At 58.1% G+C, this 24,764-nt stretch carries 23 protein-coding genes, 1 tRNA gene and 1 other RNA gene; 20 read left to right on the top strand and 5 right to left on the bottom strand.

Annotation, left to right across the window (positions count from 1 at the left end; translation table 11 throughout):
• The first annotated feature begins 2 nt into the window (after positions 1 to 2).
• Positions 3 to 1,376, top strand: a complete 1,374-nt coding sequence (locus LC298_RS11235) for an FGGY-family carbohydrate kinase (RefSeq protein ID WP_131567189.1) — start codon at positions 3 to 5, stop codon at positions 1,374 to 1,376.
• 926 nt (positions 1,377 to 2,302) lie between these two features.
• A complete protein-coding gene (locus tag LC298_RS11230) occupies positions 2,303 to 4,507 on the top strand; it encodes a S8/S53 family peptidase (protein WP_131567187.1) in 2,205 nt (734 codons plus the stop codon).
• 14 nt (positions 4,508 to 4,521) lie between these two features.
• On the opposite strand, the gene LC298_RS11225 is transcribed toward LC298_RS11230, so the two are convergent.
• Positions 4,522 to 5,598, bottom strand: coding sequence for a phosphatase PAP2 family protein (locus LC298_RS11225; protein WP_158284720.1), 1,077 nt, complete (start codon positions 5,596 to 5,598; stop codon positions 4,522 to 4,524).
• A gap of 203 nt (positions 5,599 to 5,801) precedes the next feature.
• Between LC298_RS11225 and LC298_RS11220 the strand changes: the two genes are divergently transcribed.
• The 3 genes from LC298_RS11220 (at position 5,802) to LC298_RS11210 (ending at position 8,498) form a co-directional block, all read left to right on the top strand.
• Complete coding sequence (locus LC298_RS11220) at positions 5,802 to 7,415, top strand: AfsR/SARP family transcriptional regulator (protein ID WP_131567181.1); 1,614 nt, start codon at positions 5,802 to 5,804, stop codon at positions 7,413 to 7,415.
• A 334-nt stretch (positions 7,416 to 7,749) separates the two neighbouring features.
• Positions 7,750 to 7,992 (top strand): hypothetical protein, encoded by a 243-nt coding sequence (locus tag LC298_RS11215; protein ID WP_131567179.1) that lies wholly within the window; start codon positions 7,750 to 7,752, stop codon positions 7,990 to 7,992.
• A 266-nt stretch (positions 7,993 to 8,258) separates the two neighbouring features.
• Complete coding sequence (locus LC298_RS11210; protein ID WP_131567176.1) at positions 8,259 to 8,498, top strand: hypothetical protein; 240 nt, start codon at positions 8,259 to 8,261, stop codon at positions 8,496 to 8,498.
• A gap of 115 nt (positions 8,499 to 8,613) precedes the next feature.
• On the opposite strand, the gene LC298_RS11205 is transcribed toward LC298_RS11210, so the two are convergent.
• From LC298_RS11205 to LC298_RS11195, 3 genes are all read right to left on the bottom strand, one after another.
• Complete coding sequence (locus tag LC298_RS11205; RefSeq protein WP_158284719.1) at positions 8,614 to 9,018, bottom strand: helix-turn-helix domain-containing protein; 405 nt, start codon at positions 9,016 to 9,018, stop codon at positions 8,614 to 8,616.
• Between the two features lie 74 nt (positions 9,019 to 9,092).
• On the bottom strand, positions 9,093 to 10,664 hold the full coding sequence (locus LC298_RS11200) for a tyrosine-type recombinase/integrase (protein WP_131567171.1): 1,572 nt from the start codon (positions 10,662 to 10,664) through the stop codon (positions 9,093 to 9,095).
• A gap of 92 nt (positions 10,665 to 10,756) precedes the next feature.
• Positions 10,757 to 10,831 (bottom strand) — tRNA-Thr (locus LC298_RS11195).
• Positions 10,832 to 10,976: 145 nt separating this feature from the next.
• Here LC298_RS11195 and LC298_RS11190 point away from each other — a divergent pair.
• From LC298_RS11190 to LC298_RS11150, 9 genes are all read left to right on the top strand, one after another.
• On the top strand, positions 10,977 to 11,177 hold the full coding sequence (locus tag LC298_RS11190) for a hypothetical protein (protein WP_131567168.1): 201 nt from the start codon (positions 10,977 to 10,979) through the stop codon (positions 11,175 to 11,177).
• Positions 11,178 to 11,355: 178 nt separating this feature from the next.
• A complete protein-coding gene (murA, locus tag LC298_RS11185; RefSeq protein ID WP_131567166.1) occupies positions 11,356 to 12,645 on the top strand; it encodes a UDP-N-acetylglucosamine 1-carboxyvinyltransferase in 1,290 nt (429 codons plus the stop codon).
• Between the two features lie 104 nt (positions 12,646 to 12,749).
• The gene (locus LC298_RS11180; protein WP_131567163.1) at positions 12,750 to 13,187 is read left to right on the top strand and encodes a DUF2948 family protein; all 438 of its coding nucleotides are present in this window, start codon (positions 12,750 to 12,752) and stop codon (positions 13,185 to 13,187) included.
• A 31-nt stretch (positions 13,188 to 13,218) separates the two neighbouring features.
• Positions 13,219 to 14,523, top strand: coding sequence for a histidinol dehydrogenase (gene hisD / locus LC298_RS11175; protein ID WP_131567160.1), 1,305 nt, complete (start codon positions 13,219 to 13,221; stop codon positions 14,521 to 14,523).
• Positions 14,524 to 14,534: 11 nt separating this feature from the next.
• Positions 14,535 to 15,026, top strand: a complete 492-nt coding sequence (locus tag LC298_RS11170) for a UPF0262 family protein (RefSeq protein ID WP_131567157.1) — start codon at positions 14,535 to 14,537, stop codon at positions 15,024 to 15,026.
• Between the two features lie 123 nt (positions 15,027 to 15,149).
• Positions 15,150 to 15,368, top strand: coding sequence for a translation initiation factor IF-1 (gene infA, locus LC298_RS11165; RefSeq protein WP_131567658.1), 219 nt, complete (start codon positions 15,150 to 15,152; stop codon positions 15,366 to 15,368).
• A gap of 58 nt (positions 15,369 to 15,426) precedes the next feature.
• Positions 15,427 to 16,059, top strand: coding sequence for a Maf-like protein (locus LC298_RS11160; protein WP_131567154.1), 633 nt, complete (start codon positions 15,427 to 15,429; stop codon positions 16,057 to 16,059).
• Between the two features lie 14 nt (positions 16,060 to 16,073).
• A complete protein-coding gene (gene yacG, locus LC298_RS11155) occupies positions 16,074 to 16,244 on the top strand; it encodes a DNA gyrase inhibitor YacG (RefSeq protein WP_244596553.1) in 171 nt (56 codons plus the stop codon).
• A gap of 78 nt (positions 16,245 to 16,322) precedes the next feature.
• Positions 16,323 to 17,480, top strand: coding sequence for a Gfo/Idh/MocA family protein (locus LC298_RS11150; RefSeq protein WP_131567148.1), 1,158 nt, complete (start codon positions 16,323 to 16,325; stop codon positions 17,478 to 17,480).
• Here LC298_RS11150 and LC298_RS11145 read toward each other — a convergent pair.
• Complete coding sequence (locus LC298_RS11145) at positions 17,477 to 18,598, bottom strand: hypothetical protein (RefSeq protein ID WP_131567145.1); 1,122 nt, start codon at positions 18,596 to 18,598, stop codon at positions 17,477 to 17,479. The two genes, LC298_RS11150 and LC298_RS11145, sit on opposite strands and share 4 nt — an antisense overlap.
• A 281-nt stretch (positions 18,599 to 18,879) precedes the next feature.
• Here LC298_RS11145 and rnpB point away from each other — a divergent pair.
• From rnpB to LC298_RS11115, 6 genes are all read left to right on the top strand, one after another.
• Positions 18,880 to 19,305: RNase P RNA component class A (gene rnpB / locus LC298_RS11140), an RNA gene on the top strand.
• A 415-nt stretch (positions 19,306 to 19,720) separates the two neighbouring features.
• Entirely contained in the window at positions 19,721 to 20,161 is a 441-nt protein-coding gene (mraZ, locus tag LC298_RS11135) for a division/cell wall cluster transcriptional repressor MraZ (RefSeq protein ID WP_199223240.1), read from the top strand.
• Entirely contained in the window at positions 20,158 to 21,162 is a 1,005-nt protein-coding gene (rsmH, locus tag LC298_RS11130; RefSeq protein WP_223385636.1) for a 16S rRNA (cytosine(1402)-N(4))-methyltransferase RsmH, read from the top strand. Before mraZ ends, rsmH begins: the two co-directional genes overlap by 4 nt.
• Positions 21,159 to 21,530 (top strand): cell division protein FtsL, encoded by a 372-nt coding sequence (ftsL, locus tag LC298_RS11125; RefSeq protein WP_131567142.1) that lies wholly within the window; start codon positions 21,159 to 21,161, stop codon positions 21,528 to 21,530. Before rsmH ends, ftsL begins: the two co-directional genes overlap by 4 nt.
• Before the next feature lie 43 nt (positions 21,531 to 21,573).
• Positions 21,574 to 23,241 carry a peptidoglycan D,D-transpeptidase FtsI family protein gene (locus LC298_RS11120; RefSeq protein ID WP_223385644.1) on the top strand — a complete coding sequence of 556 codons (1,668 nt, stop codon included), beginning with the start codon at positions 21,574 to 21,576 and terminating at the stop codon, positions 23,239 to 23,241.
• A gap of 49 nt (positions 23,242 to 23,290) precedes the next feature.
• Positions 23,291 to 24,748 carry a UDP-N-acetylmuramoyl-L-alanyl-D-glutamate--2,6-diaminopimelate ligase gene (locus LC298_RS11115; RefSeq protein WP_131567140.1) on the top strand — a complete coding sequence of 486 codons (1,458 nt, stop codon included), beginning with the start codon at positions 23,291 to 23,293 and terminating at the stop codon, positions 24,746 to 24,748.
• Positions 24,749 to 24,764: the final 16 nt, after the last annotated feature.

The raw sequence follows: 24,764 nt of genomic DNA, 5'->3' as shown, positions 1-24,764 counted from the left end.
GCATGACGGGCAAGCGGTACGTTGCCGTCATTGATATTGGCAAGACCAATGCGAAGCTGGCGCTGGTCGATCGGCGGGCATGGCGGGAAATCGCCGTGCGCACAATACCGAACCGCGTGCTCCCCGGCCCGCCCTATCCCCATTCGGATATCGAAGGCATCTGGCGGTTCCTTTGCGGCGCGTTGCGCGAACTAAATAGCCAGCATCCAGTCGGTGCTATTTCGATAACGACACATGGCGCGTCCGCTGTCTTGCTAGACGGCGATGGCGAACTGGCTTTGCCCATGCTTGATTACGAGCATGATGGTCCGGACCAACTGGCCAGAGATTACGACGCAGTGCGCCCGCCGTTTTCCGAAACTGGCTCGCCGCGCCTTGCGTCAGGACTCAATCTCGGCGCGCAGATCTTTTGGCAGTCGAGGTCATTTCCGCGGGAATTCGCCAAAGCGCGATCGATCGTCACCTTCCCGCAATACTGGGCGTATCGGCTGACTGGCATCGCGACGACAGAGATGACCTCGCTGGGATGCCACACCGACCTGTGGAATCCGTGGGATGGTTCGTTTTCGTCGATGGTGGAAAAACAAGGTTGGTCGAACCTGATTGCGCCGGTGCGCAAGGCAGGCGATGTTCTCGGAACGATCAAACCGGAGATTGCACGCGCGACCGGGCTGTCGGCGGATGTGTCGGTCCTCTGCGGAATCCACGATTCAAACGCCTCGCTTTATCCGCATTTGCTGACGCGCGCCGCGCCATTCAGCGTGGTTTCCTCCGGTACATGGGTGATCTGCATGGCAATCGGCGGCGAGGCAATCGCTCCGGATCCTGCGCGTGACACGCTCGTCAACGTTAACGCGTTCGGAAATCCCGTTCCTTCGGCGCGGTTTATGGGTGGACGCGAATTCGATCGACTGATGCAGGGCGGCCCGGCAAAGGCGTCGGCGGCGGAGGTTGCGCGTGTGCTGGACGAAGGCATCATGCATTTGCCCGCGATCGAAAACCGCTCTGGCCCGTTCCAGGGCAAAGATGCACGCTGGAATGGGAACGTTGCAGCTTTGAGTCCCGGCGAACGTTGCGCTGCGATTTCCTTTTATCTGGCCATGATGACGGCTGAATGCCTTTCCCTGACAGGCGCCAAGGGCCCGGTGATCGTTGAAGGTCCCTTCGCCAAGAATCGATTTTTTTTCGAGATGCTGTCAGTGGCAACCGGACGAAGCGCGATCGCTTCCGGCGCGAGTGCGACCGGGACGAGTGTGGGTGCTGCGATGCTTGCAGCGCGGGCTGTTTCGAGAGCTACCGATTCAATCCTTGAGGTTGATTGCGGGCCGCACGGAGCTATGGGGCGCTACGCAGATCGGTGGCGGAACCTCGTTTGATATCCCCCACGCGGAAGGGCGCTGGCAAGCAGCCGACCGAATGTTCGAAAGAATGGTGCTGCCGGAGAGATTTGAATTCTGGACGCTTAATGCTATATCCTTGATTTTATTGTAAAAAATACCTTTTGAGCAACCCGTTTTGTAACATTGTAACGTGTTCAAAAAAGTGTCCAGAGCACGCAAGAAAAACGAATGCGGCTTTCCTTAGTCCGGTCAATTAGCCTTGTGTGGGTTTGGAAACGATTCGCCATGCCATGACCGCCGGAGTGTCAACTTAGCGTAAACTTATGGGAAACATATCCGTTAAGTGGCTGTGATCAAAGTTGACGACTTAACGCCTGCGAAGCCGCTTTTTGAGCCGTTTGGGTGACATAAGTTTCCCATTTTTCGGCTGGAAGTTTACGTTTTTCCCGCACCGCAAGCGATCGGGCCGCGATAGAGGTAGTCCGAAACAGGCATCGCTCAGGCCGCAGAATGCATCCGGATGGGTCCACTCTAAGATTTCTAAGACTTCCAGTTGCACCGCTGCCCCTGAACCAATCGCGACTTTGAAGGGCACTCAGGAGGTCATGACTCTGACTGGTCCGCAGCTACCGTCCCAATAGGGCGGGGATCAGTGGTTTGCCCGGAAGTTATGCGACAGCGAAGAGGCGAGCGCTGCCAGGACTGAGTGATGGGGACTAAAATGGGCGACCGACATGGCTCTGCGATTTCGTCGTGATTCCGCCGGCAGAACTTGAGTATTGGGTTTCCCTGGCATGGAATTTTCTAGAGCGCATAATTCAACGGGCCGATTTTGCTCATCTCGTGCGGAGCAAGCGTCGACCGAAATCGTCAAAAATGCGCAATTTCGCCTCCTAGGCCCTTAAACTGAGTTGACGTTGCCTGCGGAAAGCGTTGCTGTTGCAATAAATATGGAGGGAACGATGGCAGAGGTGGAGGTCAGCTCACCCGATCAACTCTTCTGGGATGGATATATTGACTGGCACATTCACCTTCGTGAAGCAGAAAAGCCGGTCCGAAAGGCTAGCAAGCACCACGTTCCTGTGTTTCTGCGTTTGAAACAGGCGGGATATGAGAAATTCCGCGAGAACAATGATAGCGATTCCGTCGATCCGCGCCATTTAATGCGAATCCTTTTTGACACAAACGATGTCTCTCGCGAGAACGACTTTAAAAATCTGTTCCAATTTGAATCGCATGAACTGGTTTTTGGAAGCGTCGAAATATTACCAGAGCCTGATACCGTCGCTTGGCCCCATGAGTATTGCTTCTTTGTCTACATTGATGAAGCGAAATTGCGACACGATACGTTGCTCGGGAAGTTCATAGAGCGATTTTTCCATACGCTGGATGTAGGAATACCTGTTGTCCTCTCAAAAAGGCTTTCGGAACGGTCGGTTGCTCGGCCCAGCTCTCGAAGCTCAGGGCAGCTAATCGGGATCGTGGACGACGGAATTGGGTTTTTGAACGAACGGTTTACCCGAGTTGCCGAGGGGGGCGTCAATGCAGCCACGATACCGGGAAAGCGGCCTCTTCAAACGCGGTTCCATGCTCTCTGGATTCAGGCCCGCGAAAGACCGTCGCCGGGCTTGGTATCGCTCGGGAAGGAACTGAATTTCGAGCGGATCAACGAATATTTGAGCCGGACGGAGAGCGAGCCGGAACTTTATGCCGAAATTAATGCGGACGTGATGGAGCCAGATGTCAGGCGCGCCACCGAGTTCGGCTTCAGTCACGGGACACACGTTCTCGATATTGCTGCCGGGGCCGATCCCTATGCGCGCAATTCCGAGATAGATAAAAAAATGCGGGAGATTCCCATCTTGGGAGTGCAACTGCCATCCGACGCAGTGAGTGACACATCCGGCGCGCGGTTCGAGACGTATCTGGTAATGGGAGTGCGATGGATCTTGGCAATGGCGGAGCGACCGCTATTAGCCGTAGCCAGAACTTCGGGAGTGAATAAAACAGAGTCGATCCTAAGGGGACCTCCCGCGCAGGTTCTTATAAATATTTCTATGGGTGTTCTTGCCGGCCCAAAGAACGGAACGAAATTCGTCGAGCACCAAGTCTGCCGGGAGGTCGCGCGGAGGGTCAACGCTCTCGGCGAGGGCAAAATTCCAGACGTCCGCGTTACTTACGCCTATGGCAACAACTATCGATCCAATCTTGTTGCGGCTTTGAGCGTTTCCCCTGGCGGTTCTCAGAGTGCCGCGGGCAAGGCCGAGATCGAATGGAACGTGCAGCCAGATGACCTCACTTCAAGTCACATCGAAATCCACAGGATGAACGAGGACACCATCCCGAGCGAACTGCAAGTTGGTCTTGAGACGCCAGATGGCTCGGTTATTCCGCCGCGCTCGATACCGCCGGGTTCTTATGTTGCGCTTATTCAGAGCGGAAGAGAAATCGCGCGAATCTACCATGTCCCGTCTCGATTTTTGGACGAAATTGCGGGCCAGATCATTCCAACACGGGGCTATTATCACGTCGCTATCGCGCCAACGGCGTCATGGACACAAAATTCCGTTTTGGCGCCGGCGGGACGGTGGAAGTTTTCTTTTGGCAATGTAGGTAGTGAAGCAATCGAGTTGACCCTGCAGGTTCAGCGCGACGACACTGCGCCGGGCCACGTGCGGCTCGGAAGGCAGTCGCGGTTGGACCACGAACACGCATATGAATGGGACGATGTGACACGTGATTATACTCTCCCTAAAGGGCCAATTTCACGCAAGGGGACAAATTCGGCCCTTACAACGGTTCACCCTCTAGTGCCGGAAGAGATCCGAAAGAAGATCCACTTTGTCGGCGCCGTGTGGCGCAGGGAGGAAGATCGGGAAATCTCACCAGCTCATTATACTGCCCAAGGGGACGCATGGACTGGCTTCACTCCCACTGATAGTGGGGTATCGGAAACGGAAAGCGGGGGGCACGGAATCATCGCCAATGGAACGTATTCCGGTTCAACCCAAGCGCTGTCCGGAACGAGCGCAGCTGCACCGCAAGTAGTTCGAAGAATAGCGCTTTCGTCGATCCTTGGACAACCTCCTATACCCCAACCCACCGATGGACGAATTACCGATCCGTTTTATGATGTGGACGGAGGACGGCGTGTGAGAAAGAACTGATTGTCGCAGCTCAGTTAGTTCATTTCCCTTACGGCCGCTTTCCAAAGTTCGTTCAGTAGCTCAATTTTTCCAACCGGTTTCGGGTTCGGCTGGATTTCGGCTTTCTGAAGGAGGCGCGCAAGCGAGAAGTCGTCCCTCTCGATCTTGCCGTCATAGCGTCTCTTTGCCTTATCTATCGAGCCGCCGGAGAAGTATCCCACAAGCACGTCCCCAATCGATATTCCGAGAAGCGCGCCGGCATAGCTATCGGTCGGGAAATGGACGCCAGCGACAGTTCGGTTATCCGCAATCCGAGCCGCCAGCCTCAAGGCTGGGCTTGACTCCGTCCTTTCCGGTGCCTTGCCCTTGTGCGTAAGTGCGTCGAAAACCGTAGCTACAGCGAATGCTTCAGTGGCATGACCGCTCGGCCAGCTCCCATGGCCGGGTGTTTGGATGACCGGTTGAACCTGGAAAGCGAGGCTAGCGGGTCGCGCCACATCAAGCACATGTTTAAATTGCATGGCGATGTGCCTGGCCATCCGAAGCACCGCACGTAGCATGCCAAGCGCGTGTTCAGTTCGGTCCTCTTCAAGTGTCGCGAGGGCGCCGAAAAAAGAGAGAAAATCTGTTTGCTGAATGATTATCTCGGGCAGGCGATCGGAGCGAAGATCCGCAGCCTTTTTCACGCAGGATAACTGAAAGTCACCGATTTTTGGGTTCCCGGCTTCGAAATCCGGACGGATTAGCTCGAGCTCCAAGATGTCATTTGACGACTCGTGGAGTTTACAAAGGTCTTGTTGAAGGTCGAGTGTAAAGAGTCCGTGCAGATTATGGTCAAGGACGTAGGAACGAGCGTCCACTTCCATGGCTTCATAGGCTGCAAACGGATCCCTTGGCACATTAGAATAATCGGGCCGGGTGATGGTGGCGTCCCAATAGCCAACAAGCCCGTCACGGGTGGAGATCAGCGCGGTGCTAAGGAACTCACTAGACGGGCTTTCCGCGTGATCAAGAGTATATTCAGATTGCGCATCTCCCTTACCGCCCTTGCCACCCTTACCACCCTTACCGCCCTTGCCACCCTTGCCGCCTTTACCTCCCAACAGAGCCATCGCACGGTCCTCCTCGTCTTCGCGTTTCTGACAGGGTGGCCAAGTCGATGGCTACTAGTCAAACCATCAATAACGCAAGTCGCGCAGATTACGTTTTTTTTACGCCCTGTAGTGTGCAAGTGGTGCGGATCACGTTTTTTTTACGATTCAAGCCTCGCCATGTATAATGCTGGCGAAAGTCGGGAATCCGGGTAGGAGTCTCAATGTCTACCTATCGCGCCATGATTCAATTGCTTGGCCCGTTTACCATGACTGCGGATGACGGGACCGATCTGATTCCCAAGAGCGCCAAAGCGCGGGGACTGCTCGCTCTTTTGGCGACTTCACCACAGATGACTCGCCCTCGGCGGTGGCTGGAAGAAAAGCTCTGGAGCGATCGGGCCCAAGAACAGGCCGGAGCCAGCATGCGTCAAACGCTGAGCGAATTACGAAAAGTTTTCGCCGCCCATCCCTCTCTGCTGCGGATTGACCGAGAAAACGTTTCGCTTGCCGCCAGCAATATTACGATCGCGGACCACGACAGCGGTCTCGAAGGTTTTGAGGATCGAGATTTCCTGGAAGGTCTCGACGTGAAGGATCCTGAATTTGAGAACTGGCTTGCAGGGATGCGCGCGCGGCATTCACGCCAGGCAGTTCCATTACCCGAAAGCGGGCGAAGCCGAGCCGAACGTCCCTTGATCGTAGAGTGTCTGACACAAGTGCAGGGCGACCGGCTTGCCGAAGTTATTGCGGACTCTCTTTGTGTTCAGATCGGCGAGTCCATCGCCGGTCAGGTGCAATCGCGGTTGCGCGCACAAAAGCCGGGTCCGGACAGTGAAGCCGATGTGCAAATAAAATGCCAGGTCGTAGAAGTAGAAGGAGAAGCGGTCTATCACATTCGCGCAATGCATGTGCCGACTGGAGACATCCTTTACGCAAAGTCATCGACCATTTCGGAAACTTCTCTCAGCTTGTTCAGGAGTGATGGTCTTGCGCAGACCGCGTTTGAAGCGTCTGAATTGGTGATCGGACGCCTTGCATCAATAATCGATGCCGGTGCTACGCCCTTGTCGGAATCCAAGCTGATTTCCCGCGCCCTGCCGAAACTGTTTTCCTTCGAGCCTGACAAGATCCGGACTGCGGATTATCTGCTTGCGAAGGCCTATGAGGTCAACGGTAATCCCAGTTTCCTGGCTTGGCGGGCTTTAGCTCGAAACATACAGGCCATTGAGCTTCCTGATGATGATCCAGAACCGCTTAAGGCCGAGGCGTCTCAATTGATTGCTCGAGCGATTGCGGACGGACCAGATAATGCGCTCGTGTTGTCGCTCGCGTCACTGGTTCGCATTATGCTTCTCGATGACGCGCTTGGCGCCTTGGACCTCGCACGGCCCGCCGTGGAAGGAAACTCGAATAGCGCTTTTGCTCTCCAAGCTATTGCCATGGCCGACATGCTCACGGGCGACAAAGAGCAAGCCTACCACCTATCAAGACGCAGCCATCAGATTGCCGGAGCCTCGCGCTACGGCCATTGGTGGGATCTATTCCATAGTCTTGCGTGCATATCGAGCGGTCGTTATGAGGAAGCTGTGAGATTGGCTGAATCGGCCGTGCGACGCGCGCCGCAATTTCGACCACCACTTCGAAATTTGATCGCGCTTTATGCACATTTGGGCAAACCCGAAGAAGCACTTCGAGTTCGCAACCGACTGATGAAGATCGAAACCGGATTTTCGATCACGCGTTTTCTTGAAGACGACAAATATCCCAACCGCACGGTGCGCTTGGCGGGACTGCTTGATTTGTCGCGCGGATCAATGCGAACCCTGTCTTCGTGATCCTCCTGCAGATAGGATCCAAGGCCCTTTAATCACATACACTCATCTCGTGCTTGGTGCCCGTTTCGCCGACGTTCAGACTTCCGTAGTCGCTTACGATATGCGGACGTGCCTTGGGTGCAGGGTCAGCCACGAAAGAATTCACAAGCATATTTGCTTCTTTTTTACGTTTTTCCCGGCTCAGCGTGTGTGTGAATTCACGATGGACTGACGCTTGTCTGTGAACATGTGCTCATCAAGCGGGCGTCAGGTTCCCTGCCCACACCAGACGACGCCTCACTTGATTTCATGTCGCTGGTCTTGCCAGCGACAAACCAACACGAGGAGCACTACAATGAAACAGGCATTTGCATTTGCAACGATCATCACCGTGGCGGCGGCAGGTCAGGCCGCAGCAGATTCGTCGGCCTTGGACGTCTATCATCCCGTAAAGGATTCAGTCGCTATCGCGCGGATGGCACCAACGGTAACGGAGGAGGCAACCTCCTACGATTTCACCGCGACCGCGTCGATCAGGGAATGGAACGAGCCGATCGAGGTTCCCCGTCTGGGCGATGGCTCGCCCCGTTACAAGTAGGGTGGGTCTCAGGTTCGCCGGCTCAACAACCGGCGAACCTCACACCAGTGACCTGATTGGGGGATCACTTCGTGATTGTTCGACAAATTGTGAATTGATCGTTTCAGCCTACACCACAGCCGTTCGGTCGAGAATGAATTCTACGATCTCTGAGGTTCGCGATAAGGCAACGAGTTTTAATATAGATAGTAAGTAAGTTATGACTTACTATAAAAAAATCAACTTCTCTTCCATTGTTGTATATGATGCTTGGAATCAGTCGGAGTGTGATCGATATGAATTCAAGAAATTTTGTTGATTTGAACCTGAAAGTTCCACCTGAGGAACGAATCAGGATCAAGACTGAAGCGTGCGTGCGAGGTATATCCGTCAAGCAGTTCATACTGGAATCGGTGAGTTTTCGCCTTGCCGCCGAACCTGTGCTGGCGAGTTCCCTCCACCTGCACCCCTCGGAATTAACCGCCTCGGAAGATAGTGAATTGCGATCAGGCAGCGACGAAGATTGAGGTAGTCCAGTTCCAAAGAGTCGCCGGGCAACAGGCGACATGGGGACGGACGTTATCGATTTTTTCTAGGACTTCGCTCGCGGGCTCTTTCCGGATCATCTCGGCCAGATTTGGCTTAGCGCGGCAGGCTCTCGCTTGGTTTCAGGAGAGCTGCCAGGACTTTTTGCCGGGTTGCTGTCATTTTCGGATCGGAGTTCTTGGACGCCTTTCGGAGAAAATCGATCCATTCCAGCTCATTTGCAGACAATTCGGTCATTACAGCTCGAAGCGATCGAATTGTTTCCATGTTATAATGCTGCTCAAGTGCTGCGGAGAACAATTCCCCCACATCGCATTCAAGGGCCTTTGCCAATGCCGGCACGCGGTCCAACGGCAATTTGAGCACGTCGTTTTTGAGCATTGAGAGGACATTTGGCCTGCTAAACCCGGCTTGATCGGAGATATCTTTTTGGGACTTTCTACCAGTAAGTTTTGTTATCTGCTTTGATATTTTCCGGGCTGCTCTAGATTTGTTTTGCATGTTAATTCTTTCTATATGAACATGCATATTATATAGCAATCATTATTTGAAAATACATTTTGTAAACTAAGTTTTTACAGATTATATCTTGGAATTTTGTCAAGTGCGTTCTTCATTGCTCGCAAAGTCACGTCACCGTAGTGCTCGCTCGCTGTCCGGGGCGCATGACCCTGAATGGCATCCAGGATTCGACTATCGATGCCGACTTCACGTCCCAAGGTTTTGAACCTATGGCGCCATGCGTGGTTGGGCTGCATGTTTGAGGGAACGAGGTCGTTGCGATGTAGCCACTGCCGAAGCCTGATTTGAGCGGTGTCCACTGCGGTTCGCGGGGTCGCACCCGCTATTGTGTTAAGGAACAGCGGGCCTTCGGCCGCATCCAATACGAACTGGATGAATCCTTCGTCCACTATTTGATTGTGAAGCGGGACATTTCGATAGCCACCCGCCTTGACCGTTCCCGCTTCGGGAGTGATGCGGATGGCGTGTATTCCGTCCTGCTCAAAGATATCCTGGCGCCGAAGTTGCAGGATTTCTCCGACGCGGGCACCGGTATGTGCGCATATCAGAGGGACCCACCGCTTGGCATTCGCAAGCTTCTGGGTTTCGCGGCCTGTCCGCCTATAACTCTTTGACGCTCTAAGAATGGCGTTTGCCTCGTCCTCGCGAAATCCACGCTCTCGGGATGGAGGACTGCGATCGGCGCGTATGACCACTTCAGCGGCCGGGTTTTCTGCAATGCGATCGTTGCGCTTTGCCCAATTTAGAACAGCTTTCAACGCTGCGAGATGCACAGTCTTAATTGTGCGTGGTGCGAGGCCTGCTTCGAGGCAGGCCTCTTTCCACTTCACAATTTCGCCCTTCGTCAGCCTATTCGCGTCGTCATGGCTTGCGTGCTTTACCAAGCTTCGAATGGCTGGTGTCCAGCGCTTGCGGGCTGCACGCCCTTTGCCAGACGCTTCCAGTTCCTTCAAATAGTCGTCGAGAAGTTGCAAGATTGACACCGGCTCTGCCAGATCCTGGATTTCGATCGCGTCTGACAGGATCGAGTGGGCCGGCGTGCCAGCGAAATTGCCCTGATCACGTTCTCGGCTGCGGTCCATAGCCTCGATCTGTGCTGCTGCCAGAGACATTGCCAATGTGCGCCAATCACTAGAGCCGAGCGTCAAGTCATGATTTCCGCGCTCCCGGAAAGCGTCCAGCGCCCAACCGATGGTCGCATCCATCTTTTCGTTGTCAGCCAATCCGGCTGCCGTTTCAATTAGTGCTTGGCGGTATGCCTTTCGCGACCATGACATGTCTGCAATCATCTCTCGATCCGGGAAATGACGTTCTTGCATGTCCAGCTCGAGCTCGGTGAAGTAGTGCGCAATCGCCATCTCACGTCCGTTCAAAGGAGAGCCGGGCTTGGCGCCGCCGGCGCGAAGAGCGTCATCGCCCCGATGCCTCCGGCGAGCTTCCTCGATCCGAAAATTCCAGGTCGCCAAGACGGAGGGAAGTTTGGAGATCGCCACACGACGATCCGGCCCTAACGGTTTGCGCAGTTCGCGTTTGCCGTCGAAATAGACGCGCAGTTCTTCCGGGACCACGCGTCGGGCAAAATATCTCCCGTCGCGATTCAGCAAGTTTCGGATCTTCGCTGCCATCACTGCGCGCCTTTGTAACAAAAAATTGTAACGTCACAGTGGGCATAACCCATTGTCAGTCAAGCTGTTTCAGCGATCACAATGGCTTAGAGTGGTGCTGCCGGAGAGATTTGAACTCTCGGCCTCTCCCTTACCAAGGGAGTGCTCTACCCCTGAGCTACGGCAGCATGGTCCGGAAAACGTGAGCGGCTTCTGCCACAAGGCAATTGCGAGCGCAAGGCGTAAATCCAGTACGTCCGCGCGAGGCCGATTTGCATCCGGACGGACCCGAAAAGCCTTTCCCGGAGGCTGGATTTGCGCCATATCCGGGGCATGAATGACAAAACCGCCCCGAAGGCCGACGCGGATTCGCGAAAGGAGCGTCTCGCCGCTCAGTTACGCGCGAATCTGGCGCGGCGCAAGGCGCAGGCCCGCGCCAAGCGTGCTGGAGCGGCCGACGAACGGCCGGAAGGGCTGGCGCCATCGCCGGAGCGCACCACACCCAGGGAACCGAAACCGGACTACGACAGTTAGGGCACGGAGGCGATCAGCCTTGTGGCGGAGGGGGACCCCCGGCATGATCGGCAGGGGACTGGCTGCGCTTGAACCCGTCCCGTCGATAAGCTAAGGCCTCGCGACCGCCATAATCCGGCAACAGAGATGCCCGCTCGATCGACGCGGGACGCCTACGGGCCTTGGGGATAAAAGCATCATGGATCAAATCAGAGTCACGGGCGGAAACGCGCTCAGCGGCGTCATTCCGATTTCCGGCGCGAAGAACGCGAGTCTTCCGCTGATGATCGCGTCGCTTCTCACCGACGATACGCTGACGCTGGAAAACGTGCCGCATCTGGCCGATGTCGAATCCCTGATCCGCATTCTGGGCAATCACGGCGTCGACTATTCCGTGACAGGCCGCCGCCAGGCCGAAGATTCCAACTATGCGCGTACGGTCCATTTCACCGCACGCAACATCGTCGACACCACGGCGCCCTACGAGTTGGTCTCGAAGATGCGGGCAAGCTTCTGGGTAATCGGCCCGCTGCTTGCGCGCATGGGCGAGGCGCGGGTCTCGCTGCCCGGGGGCTGTGCAATCGGTACTCGGCCGGTAGACCTTTTCATTCAATCGCTTTCGGCCTTGGGCGCCGATATCGAGATTGAGAACGGCTATGTCCATGCGAGCGCCAAGGATGGATTGAAAGGTGCCCATTACCGTTTCCCGAAAGTCTCAGTCGGTGCGACGCATGTAATGCTGATGGCCGCTTCGCTCGCCAAGGGCGATACGATCATCGAAAATCCGGCGCGCGAGCCGGAGGTCGTCAATCTCGCTGACTGCCTCAATGCGATGGGCGCCAAGATCGAGGGCGCCGGAACCGACGAGATCCGCGTGACGGGCGTTACCTCGCTTGCCGGCGCGCGGCACCGAGTCATTCCGGACCGGATCGAAACCGGCACCTATGCGATGGCTGTCGGCATGACGGGTGGCGACGTATTGCTGAAAGGGGCGCGGGCAGACTTGCTCGACAGCGCTCTCGGCGTGTTACGCGAAGCGGGAATCGAAATAACCGACGTCGATGACGGCGTTCGCGTCTACCGCAACGGCAATGGCCTTATGCCGGTCGATGTGCGGACGGATCCCTATCCGGGATTTCCGACCGACCTGCAGGCGCAATTGATGGGCCTGATGACGCGCTCGACCGGAACGGCGCACATCACCGAGACGATTTTCGAGAACCGGTTCATGCATGTCCAGGAACTTGCCCGGCTCGGCGCGGACATTTCCCTGTCGGGACAGACTGCCACTGTGCGCGGCGTGCCGGTGCTCAAGGGGGCGCCCGTAATGGCCACCGACCTGCGCGCCTCTGTGTCGCTCGTCATAGCGGGGCTTGCCGCCGAGGGAGACACCACCGTCAACCGGGTCTACCATCTCGATCGCGGCTTCGAGCGGCTTGAAGCGAAGCTCCAAGCTTGCGGAGCCGATATCGAGCGCATTTCGGGGTGATACCTCGTATGGGTCGACACGACCCTTGGTTGCGTTGCAGCATGCAAAGTCCTATCAGCATTGCGGCATGCCCCGCTCGGGGCCACAGCATTCGGGGACGCACCATGGACCGGCTAAGACTGATGGCGCTCGACGCGGACGATCTCGCTGTTATCTCGGCGCAGATCCAAGACGCCATAACCAAGACCGAGGCTATTGATTTCCGGCCCCGCGAAAAGCGATTTACGGTGCTCATTAACCGGTTCGCATGGGACGCCGAAAACTCGGCAGCGCGGCGTGTGGACGGTCACGAACGAAGACAGACAGTCCTTTCGATTGCGCGGGTTCTGAAGGTACGAACCACACGCATTCGCCGTGACGATCCCGAGCAGGTGCTTTCGCTTCTTGCCCTGCGTTTTTCCGAGACGAACGCGCCTTCCGGAATCATCGAACTCGTTTTCGCCGACGGGCCAATGATCCATCTCGAGGTGGAATGCGTGGAGGCTCAGTTGGAGGATCTCGGCGCCGCGTGGGAGACGCCCTTCAAGCCATGGCATCCTTGAGTTCCAGCACAAACTCCGCCGGAGAGGTCCCTTGCCTGTCTTTCTCAATGCAGCCGATCCCGATTTCGAGCATCAGTTCCGCGCGTTTCTGACGACCAAGCGCGAGGTTTCGCCGGATGTCGACGCTGTTGCGCGCGATATTATCGACGACGTGCGCGCACGAGGCGACGCCGCGCTCGCGGCGTATTCACGCAGGTTCGATCAAATCGATTTCTCTACGACCCCCATGCGCGTCTCGATGCAGGAGATCGAAGCGGCCGCTGCGGAGGTCGATCCGGCGGTAATCGAGGCGCTCCAGCTGGCCCGCGACCGTATCAGGTCGCATCATCAGCGGCAGATGCCCGAGGACGACTTTTACACCGATCCGATTGGTGTTCGCCTTGGTTCCCGCTGGACAGCGATCGAGGCCGTCGGTCTCTACGTGCCGGGCGGAACCGCATCTTACCCCAGTTCGGTTTTGATGAACGCCGTCCCCGCCATTGTGGCTGGTGTGGAGCGCGTGGTGATGGTTGTTCCCGCGTTGAAGGGTGTGGTCAATCCACTGGTATTGGCCGCCGCGCATCTGGCAGGGGTCAGCGAAATCTACCGGATCGGTGGGGCGCAGGCCGTCGCGGCGCTTGCATACGGGACCGAGAGCATCGAACCGGTGTCAAAGATTGTCGGGCCGGGCAACGCATATGTTGCCGCGGCCAAGCGGCAGGTTTTTGGCGTCGTCGGCATCGACATGATCGCGGGACCGTCAGAAGTGCTCGTCATGGCCGATGGTGAAAACGATCCGGACTGGATCGCCGCGGACCTACTGGCGCAGGCCGAGCACGATGCCAACGCCCAATCGATCCTGATCACCGATGACGCGCAGTTCGGACAGGCCGTTGCCGATGCCGTCGAGCGCCAACTGAAGTTACTGCGGCGCGCAGACACGGCGGCGTCTAGCTGGCGCGACTTCGGGGCGGTGATCCTTGTTCCGGAAATTTCAGACGCACGGTCAGTCGATCTCGCGAACCGGATTGCGGCCGAACACTTGGAAATCGCCTGCGAGGGCGCCGAGGCGTTGTCAGGAAAGATCCGCAACGCCGGCGCGATCTTTGTCGGACGCCATACGCCCGAGGTGATTGGCGATTATGTGGGCGGATCGAACCACGTTCTTCCAACCGCCCGGTCAGCGCGATTTTCCTCCGGCCTATCGGTGCTGGACTTTGTCAAACGCACGTCATTGTTGCAACTTGGACCGGGCCAGCTACGTATGCTCGGGCCCGCAGCCATTCGCATAGCGGAGGCGGAAGGCCTGGATGCCCATGGCCGGTCCGTATCAATCCGGCTCAATCTCCAGGACTGAACAAGGCACCGATGTCGAAGGGTGAAATATTCGGACCCGATGCGCGCCTCGTCGATGTAATGCTGGACGAGACGATCGGCCGTTCGACGCCAGATGTCGAGCATGAGCGGGCGGTCGCCATCTTCGATCTTCTTGAGGAGAACAGGTTCCAGCCCGCTGGCGACGAAGAAGGCGGGCCATACAAGCTCGCCCTTTCAGTGGTCGAGGGGCGGCTGGTTTTCGATGTGAAGCGCGAGAACGGAGAGCAGGTGGCGACGCACATTCTGGCGCTCGGCCCGTTCCGGCGGATCATCAAGGATTACTACATGATCTGCGACAGTTATTTCGAAGCGATCAAAATGTCGACGCCGAGCCAGATCGAGACGATAGACATGGCGCGGCGCGGCGTTCACAATGACGGTTCACAGACGCTGATGGATCGACTGGAGGGAAAGCTGGCCATGGATTTCGATACCGCACGCCGGCTGTTCACGCTGGTTTGTGTTCTCCACTGGCGCGGCTGATCACGATCCCGCTTCGAGGGGCCAAATTGGGTGTTGTCCGCATCCGGCTGACACTATATGAACGAGACGACAGGCTGCGCCCCGGTGACAGCCTTTTTTGCATTGCATAAGAAAAGCGAACGAATGGCGAAAGAAGAAGTTCTTGAATTTCCCGGCGTGGTAACCGAGTTGCTGCCCAACGCGACCTTTCGCGTGAAGCTGGAAAACGAACACGAGATCATTGCTCATACCGCCGGAAAGATGCGGAAGAACCGAATTCGCGTTCTGGCCGGCGACAAGGTTCTTGTCGAGATGACTCCCTACGACCTGACCAAAGGCCGTATTACCTACCGTTTCAAATAAGCGCTGATCGGCTCCCGGTAAATTGCCCCGGGCTACCGAGAGCAAAGGCGGGTTCCCCATGAGCGTCTTCCAGAAACTCGTGCTCGCATCCGGATCGCCGCGGCGGATCGAGTTGCTTGGCCAGGCAGGCATTGAGCCCGACCGTCTCCTCCCCGCCCATGTTGACGAGACGCCGATGCGGTCGGAGCACCCCCGTTCGCTCGCCCGCCGCCTGAGCCGCAGTAAGGCCGAAAAGGCCCATACCGTCCTTCGCGACAAGAAGGAGCACGAGGGTGCCTTTGTGCTGGCCGCAGATACTGTCGTAGCGGTGGGGCGCCAGATAATGCCAAAGGCCGAGATGCTGGATGAGGCCTCACAGTGCCTGCGCATGCTATCCGGGCGTGCGCACCGCGTATTTACCGGCCTTTGCCTGATCACACCCGGCGATAACGTCCGGCAAAGGGTGGTGGAAACACGGGTACGCTTCAAGCGTATCTCCCCAGACGAAATGGAGGCCTATCTGGCGTCGGGCGAGTGGCGGGGCAAGGCCGGCGGCTACGCCATACAGGGTCTGGCGGGCACGTTCGTCGTGCGGCTTGTCGGGTCGTATCCGAATGTGGTCGGCTTGCCGCTCTACGAGACGGTTTCTCTGCTCACTGGGGAAGGCTTCAACGTTCACATAAACTGGCTTTCAGGTGGGGCAAGGCCGTGAAGACCGGAGCGAAGGTGGAACCGCTTCGTCCGAAACGCAAATGTCCAGAATGCGGCGGCGAAAGTCAGCGCGCGACCTATCCGTTTTGCTCGCAGCGATGCAAGGACATCGATCTTAACCGGTGGCTCTCCGGCAGCTACGCCATTCCAGTGACGGAAACTGACGAGAACCTGACGGACGAATGAGCGGCTTACGAGCGCCTGCGCCGTTCACCTCATTTTCAGGGCTTTCGATTAGCTAAGAGCGCGAAAGGAGCCCTTCATATGCACATCGCGCTCGTCGGTACCGGTTTCGTCGCCGATTACTACATGACGACCCTCGCCAATCATCGGGAGCTCTCCCTGGCGGGCGTCTGGGACAGGGACGCCGAGCAATTGCAACGGTTCGTGCGGTTTCATAGCGTTCCGGCGTACAACAGCCTGGATGCCCTGCTCGCGGACGACAGTGTCGAGACAGTAGTTAATCTAACGCATCCGCAGAGTCATTTTGCGGTCTCGGTGGCGGCGCTGGAGGCCGGAAAGCATGTTTACTCCGAGAAGCCGCTCGCGATGACGCTTGGCGAGGCGCGCGAACTTACGGCGCGTGCCCGTAAATCCGGGCGCATTTTCGCCAGCGCCCCCGCCAACCACCTCAGTGCGGCATTCCAGCTTACCGCTGCGACGCTTTCATCGGGCGCGATCGGATCGCCCCGCCTGGTCTACGCCGAGATGGAGGATGGCGCGGTCTTCAGGGAGAACTGGCAATCGTGGCGATCGAAATCGGGAGCCTCCTGGCCGGGTGCCCACGAATTCGAGATCGGCTGTACCCTGGAACACGCAGGTTATTGCCTTTCGTGGCTGATCGCACTGTTTGGCGGCATTTCCCGCATAATCGGCTATTCCGGCGTGATGTTTGCCGACAAGGGCGTGCCCCTCGCTAAAGAAGCTATGGGTGCGGACTTTTCGACCGCGGTTCTGGAATTCGAAAATGGCGTTGTCGCCCGCCTGACCAACGGGCTCGCCGCTCCCAGGGATCGTTCCCTGACCGTCATGGGGGATGCCGGCACTCTGACAGTCGAGGATTTATGGAATGACCGCTCGGCGGTTCGTATCGACAAAGCAGGCGACGTGCCTTCATTGCCGTCCAGATTGTTGCGCCGGATCGAACGAGCTGCCGGAAGCCGGCTTCCACTACAGCTAAATTCCGGCCACGCACTGCGCTACGGTCCGAACGTGCGGAGAAAGCGCCTTCCGGCGTATCCATCCCGCATCGATTTCGCGGCCGGCCTCAAAGCTGTCTCCGACTGCGCTGCCGGAAGCGGTAAAGGCCGAAACCGCCTGTCGAACGAGGCGCTTCATCTCACGGAGGCGGCGCTTGCGCTCGACCGGCTGGGCGAGCAGGACGGCCGTTACGAAATGACCACTTCGCTGGCGGACGATTAGCCTTCCTCGACTACGGTCTCCTCGTCCGGCTGGCTTTCGAGCGCTTCGCGAACCTGATCGATCTTGCCGTAGGACTCTTCGACGCCGAGAAGATCCTTCGCCCAATCCAGCATCTCGTCATCGACGTAGTCTTCCACGCCGTATTCGGCAACACGGTTATCGTTGGCCGCTTCGAGCAACGCTTCGGTGAGGGCTTCATCTGTGATCTGCCCTGCAAGTTCCTGCAAGCTCGCCTCGATCGATTCGGCTTCATCGGTTGCCGCTTGCAGCGACGCCGCCTGGTCGGTCGAGAGCGCCTGGTTGATGGCGTCGATCTCGGCCTGAACGGCCGCAGACTCGTCCGCCGTCAGCGCTGCCGGGTCAAGGCTTTCGAGGTCCGTGAGGCGGCTTTCAAGTCCGGCGATGTCGACATCGTCATATGAAAAGCCGTAATAGGATGTCAGTCCGTCAAACATGGACGCGACCGCTTCCGAGAACGCCGTCTCGGCGTCCTGCAGTGAGGCGAGCGCGGCTTCCAGATCTTCAGCTTCAATGTCGTACTCGGCCGAAGCCATGACATAGGACCGGACCGCCTGCATACGCGGATCGGCTGCATTCATATATGCGTGGTAATTGCGGTTCAGTGAGTTGAGGCCGGCGAGCTTGGCGCGGAAGTTCTTCTCCTTGGCGGCGGGCTTGGAATTCGGGACAGGGACCGACGCTACATCAGGCCTGTTCTTTGCCCGACCGGTCCCGGTCGTGCGCTTGCCCTTCGAGGCAGTTTTGCCGGATCCGCGATCCTTGCTATTCTGCTGGTTGCCGAACAGGCCGTCGAACAGCGACTTGCCACCCCGGCGTGAATCGCGCGATTTGCCGGTTATCGCGGACATCAAGCCGACCTTGTTCCCGCTCTGGCCGCGGGAGGCGCCTGCAGCGCTTTTTCCGCCGCCGTTGCCTCCGGCGTTGCCGCCGCCGCGTCCGCCGCCGTTTCCACCTCCGTTCCCGCCGCCATTTCCGTTTCCGGCGCTTGCCTCGGCAACAAATGAAAAGCCGGTACCGTGGGAAGCGGAATATTCGCCCACCGCCGATATTGCGAACAGGGTGCACGTGGCAGCGGCGAGTATCTTAGTGCGTTTCATGACGGACATCGATTGGGTGTCCCCGATTCTCCAGAGGCAGCAGGATGGAAGGAGGGTAGCAAGTTCGGTGGGATGTGAAGTAAATCCGAGCGCGAATCATTTACGTTTCGTGATAACGGGTTTTTCACCAATTCAGGCAGATTTGGCGAAATTGAGTCGACGCTGGCGCGACCTCGATTTCACTTTGCGGCGCGGGAAATGCCGCTCCGATTGCTGCCCCACCCGGCGCCGTCGTCGGAAAACCATTGCGTCCGGGGCCTCGGGAGCCTATGTCGATGCGACCAGCTGGCCGGGCGGCCGCGACTGTCACATGCCGAAAGGCGGCAGGCGAGGAAAGTCCGGGCTCCATGGAGACACGGTGCCGGATAACGTCCGGCGGGGGCGACCCTAGGGAAAGTGCCACAGAAAGCAAACCGCCCCGTCAGCCTTTTTCGCCGAAGCGCGGCGCAAACCTTGGCGGGGCAAGGGTGAAAGGGTGGGGTAAGAGCCCACCGCATGGCTGGCGACAGGCATGGCATGGCAAACCCCACCGGGAGCAAAACCGAATAGGGATGGCACAGGGCCGCTTGCGGTCCGGCTTTGTTTCCGAAGCGCCATCCGGGTAGGTCGCTAGAGGCGGGCAGCAATGTCCGTCCCAGACGAATGGCCGCCACGCCGGAGCTCGGGCCCCGGCCGTACAGAACCCGGCTTACAGGCCAGCTGGTTCTTTTATTCCTCCTGATTGAACCTTCGGCGTATTAGCGCCGCGTTGCTTTCAACCCTTCGTTAAGGTTAACGCGGCATAAACTGGGAAGCCGCGATGCATGCGAAAAACGGCCGCAGCATCGCAATCGTGTCCACGAACCCCATTGATTCCCATTGATTCCCATCCATGCCCATGGTATCCCATAAACAACAAAAACGTGCCGGGTATTTCTCCCCGCTCCTTCAGGAAGGGCAGGTTGTTCGCTTGTGGGTCATGAGGCCGAGGGCCTTAGGTCAGGCGGTGCTGCCACAGTTTCGCGACCAGCGCGGCGAGGAAGTTCTTGAGGTAGTTTCAACTTGCCCGGCGCGCTAACGGACAGTCTTCGGCGATGGCTTAGGGACGGGCCTTCATGGGGATGGAAACGGTGAGTGTGCGGCGTGGACCGGTTTCTGTCGAACGCAGTGAACAAGATCGATGCGAAGGGGCGGGTGTCGGTACCCGCGCTATTTCGCACCGTTCTGCAGAAGCGCGGTCTGGGCGAACTTTACGCGCTTCAGGCGATCGACATGGAGGCGATCGACGCGGGCGGGATGGATCTTCTCGAGCGTTACGAAGAAAGGTTGGCTCAGGACGATCCATTTCTTCGCTCTTCGGACGACATGTCCTTCTTCTGTCACGGGGATGGCGCGTTTTTCAAGCTCGACAGCGACGGGCGCCTGACGGTGAACGACTTTATTCGCGAGCACACGGGGATCACCAACGAGATCGCATTCATTGGCCGGGGGCATTTCTTTCAGATGTGGGAACCCAAACGCTTCCAAGCTTATCGCGAGGACGTTCGCGCCCGCTTGCGCGCGGCACGAGAGGCCACCGCGTGAGCGGACGTGTTTCCCATATTCCCGTTATGCTCGATGAGGTTGTGACGGCGTTGGCGCCTGCTGCGAGCGGCCATGTCGTGGATGGTACCTTTGGCGCCGGCGGTTATTCCCGTGCCATTCTCAGTGCTGGAGCGCGTGTCACCGGATTTGATCGCGATCCGGACACGATCCGCAGCGGGGCGGCAATGGTGGACGAATTCGACGGTCGGTTGGATCTCGTGCATGCGCCGTTTTCCGAAATGGAAAGACGGGTCAGTCCTTCAAGCGTAAACGGTGTCGTTCTGGATGTCGGTGTCTCCTCGATGCAGATCGACCAAGCCGAGCGAGGCTTCTCCTTCCAGAAGAACGGACCGCTCGACATGCGGATGGCGCAGTCGGGCATGAGTGCCGCCGAGGTAGTGAACACGTTTACGGTCTCGGACCTGACGCGGATCATCGGCATTCTGGGCGAAGAACGCCATGCAGCCCGTGTGGCCCGGGCGATCGAGAAGGAACGCAGCGCAGGAGCGATCGAAACGACCGGCCATTTGGCCCGGCTGGTCGAGAAGGCTGTTGGCCGGGGGGCGAAGGACCGCATTCATCCGGCAACGCGTACCTTCCAGGGGCTCCGAATATTCGTCAACGATGAGCTTCGTGAACTGGGCCGCGCGCTCTCTGGAGCAGAACGAATTCTCAAGCCAGGTGGACGTCTGGTTGTAGTGACATTCCATTCGCTCGAAGACCGGATCGTCAAGCGCTTCTTCCAGGATCGAACCGGCACGGCCGGCGGCTCACGGCACATGCCTGAAGTGGAGTTGAAGAGTGCCACGTTCCGTATTGAAGGCAAGGCGATGATCAAGGCATCCGACGAAGAGGCTGCTGCCAATCCGCGCGCGCGGTCAGCAAAACTGCGGGCCGGCACAAGGACCGACGCCGCTCCGCGCGAGACGGACATGACCTTGTTCGGATTTCCGAACCTTCCATGGCCGCATTTTTCATCGGTCGGAGGGAGGTCGTCTTGATACGCCTGTTCAATATCGTCCTCGTCCTTCTCATGCTTGGTGCCGCCACCTGGACGTATAACGTGAAGCACAGGGCCGAGCGCGATGTAGCGGAAATCCGCTCGCTGAAGCAGCGCATTGCCGTCGAGAACGATTCCATCAGCCTCTTGGAGGCGGATTGGGCCTATCTCAGCCAGCCTTCGAGACTTCAGAAGCTTTCCGATCTCTATGCCGAAGAACTGCAACTGCGACCGACCGAAGCGCAGCAACTCGTCTATCCGCGTGAGCTCCCCGCGCCGCCGGAAATGCCGATCGGCGATCCGGTCGCGGACATAATCGCCGGCGAGATAACCGACGCCCTCACGACCGGTAGTGTGGGGGGGAACTGACGTGTTGTTTCCACGCCTCCTTGCGCGTCATGGCGGTCCGATCGTGCAGGCACGGGACCGCAGTCCGGGGGGCGGGACGGCCTCCCAAGTGCGCTCGCGCATGGCCATTGCGATTGCATGTTTTGTCGCGGTTTACGGGGTCATCGGCGGGCGTCTTGTACAATACGGACTGTCCGAGATCGATTCCGGAAGCCGTTATTCTGCGGCTGACCGCAGCCTTGCCTCCCGCCCCGACATTGTGGATAGATCAGGTATTGTTCTCGCGACCGACATTCGCGTCGCCTCGCTGTTCGGCGAACCCCGCCGGATCGTCGATGTCGACGAGGCGGTCGAAGAACTTGCTTCCGTGCTACCCGATGTCGATTACAAGGAATGGCATCGCAAACTTTCATCCGGTGCGGGGTTTGTCTGGTTACGGCGGGAACTGACACCGCGCCAACAGGCAGATGTGCTCGCGCTCGGTATTCCGGGTATCGGCTTCCGGACCGAGAAGCGGCGATTTTACCCCGGCGGGCCGGTAGCCTCGCACATTCTTGGCCTCGTCAACATAGACAATGCGGGCATTGCCGGTATCGAGAAATATGTGGACGATCAGGGACTCGGGACGCTGCAGGACCTCGGCCTCGATGTCGACACAGAGCTGGCTCCGGTGAAGCTGTCGCTCGACGCACGCGTTCAGCATATCGTGCGGGACGTGCTTGTTGACGGAATGGAGCGTTACAAGGCAATCGCCGCGGGAGGCGTCGTGCTGGACGCGAAAACGGGCGAAGTCGTCGCAATGGTATCGTTGCCCGACTACGACCCGAACAATCCTTATAACGCGCTCGACAAGGATCGCCTCAACCGGATGTCGGCGGGTACGTTTGAAATGGGATCAACCTTCAAGGCGTTCACGACCGCGATGGCGCTGGACAGCGGCAAGGTCGACCTCAACGACAGTTTCGATGCTTCCCGCCCGATCCAGATAGCGCGGTTCACCATCAGTGATTTTCACGGTAAGAAGCGCGTCCTGAGCGTGCCGGAAATTTTTATCTACTCTTCGAACATCGGCACGGCCAAGATGGCTGACGTTGTCGGAATCGAGCAGCACCGGGAGTTCCTTACGCGTATCGGACTGCTGACCCGGATGGAGACCGAGCTTCCCGAAGTAGCCAAGCCGACCCAGCCGGACGAGTGGAAAAAGCTGAATTCGATTACGATCTCATTCGGGCATGGCGTATCGACAACGCCTCTGCAAACCGCTGTTGCGGCGGCAGCGCTCGTCAATGGCGGCACCCTTCTGAAGCCAACCTTTCTGGCCCGCGGTGCGGACCATGCCAAAGTTCTCGGGAAAAAGGTGCTTGATCCCGCCACCTCGGACGCGATGCGGTATCTTTTTCGTCTGAATGTCGAGAAAGGCTCGGGGCGCCGTGCCGAGGTAGAAGGCTTCGTTGTGGGCGGCAAGACCGGGACCGCGGAAAAAGTTGTAAATGGCCGGTATTCCAGCGAAAAGCGCTTCAATGCCTTTCTCGCCGCGTTTCCGATGGACGATCCGCAATATGTCGTATTGGCGATCATCGACGAGCCGAAACCGGAAGAGGGCAAGAGTGGCGCGACGGCTGGTATGAACGCAGCCCCGATGGTTCGCGAGATCGTTGCCCGCAGCGCTCCACTCCTTGGGCTTATGCCCCGGTTCGGCGAGGATGAAGATGCCTTGCTCGTGTCGTATTGACGGGTAAACAGGTTCCAGAATTACGAATCAGGAAAATCCGGACCAACATATGCGTTTGCAAGACCTTGAAGAACTCGCGATCGCAAACGCATACCAGCTTCCGCGAGGGCTGGAATTCTGCGGTGTTACAGCCGACTCCCGCAATGTTGCCAAAGGCGATGTGTTCGTGGCGCTGGCGGGCTCTAAAACGGACGGTGCGCGCTATGCCGCCGACGCCGAGACCGCCGGTGCGGTCGCTGTGCTTTGCGGCGAAAACGCCGAAATGGGAACCATAACGATCCCGATCGTTCGCCTGCGCGATCCGCGGCGCGCACTGGCGTTGATGGCGGCCCGCCTTCATGCGCCACAGCCGGACACCGTCGTGGCCGTGACCGGCACTGCCGGCAAGACATCGGTCGCCTCGTTCACGCGCCAGGTCTATGCCCATGCCGGTATGGATGCCGCAAGCATAGGGACGACCGGCGTGGCGTCGCCGAGCATAACCATCGAGGGATCACTTACCACGCCGGACCCGGTGGTCCTACACCAGCTGTTGCGCGACCTCGCCAGCGCCGGGACGACCCATGTGGCAATGGAGGCCTCGAGCCATGGTCTTGATCAGCGCCGCCTCGACGGCGTCAAGCTTGCTGCGGGGGCATTTACCAATCTCGGTCGCGACCATATGGACTACCATCCGACGGTGGACGATTATCTTGCCGCCAAACTACGGCTCTTTGACACGCTTCTCGGCAAGGGGCAGCCCGCCGTCATTTTCGCGGACGACACATTTTCCGCCGCCGCTGAAGCGGCCAGCCGTGAGGCGGGCCTCGATGTGAGAACAGTCGGGCGGAAGGGCGCTTTCATCGCGCTTAAGCGTGTGGAACACGAACGGCATCGCCAGATTGCCGAGGTCGCGTGTGGCGGCGAGACCTATCGGGTCGAACTGCCCCTCGCCGGCGATTTCCAGATCGCGAATGCGCTGGTTTCCGCCGGTCTCGCGATTTCGACCGGCGTGGAAGCTGAGACAGCCTTCGCTGCGCTGGAACATCTCAAAGGCGCGCCGGGACGTCTCGACCTCGTGGGGCAAACACCTAACGGTGCGCTGGTCTACGTTGATTACGCGCATAAGCCGGATGCTTTGGAGCAGGTTCTGCTCTCGGTCCGGCCCTTCACTACCGGCAAGGTGTCGGTTGTGTTCGGCGCAGGTGGCGACCGCGATCCGGGTAAGCGTCCGATCATGGGAGAAGTGGCCGCTCGCCTGGCGGATCGTGTGATCGTGACCGACGATAATCCTCGCTCCGAGGATCCGGAATGCATCCGGGCCGCAATCATGAAAACCGTGCCGGGCGCAGCGGAGATCGGAGACCGGCGCGAAGCCATCCGCGAAGCCGTGTGCAGACTCGAGCGCGGCGACACATTGATCATCGCGGGAAAGGGTCATGAAACGGGGCAGACTGCGCATGGCGTTACGCGGCATTTCTCCGATCACGAGGAAGCCCGCGCGGCAATCGAGGAGTTGAGGCCTTGAACGATCCCGCGACTGA

The sequence above is a fragment of the Oricola cellulosilytica genome, assembly GCF_019966575.1.
GTDB classification, from domain to species: Bacteria; Pseudomonadota; Alphaproteobacteria; order Rhizobiales; family Rhizobiaceae; genus Oricola; species Oricola cellulosilytica.
Note: the sequence above shows the minus strand (reverse complement) of the source record. Positions and strands in the feature narration are given on the sequence as shown.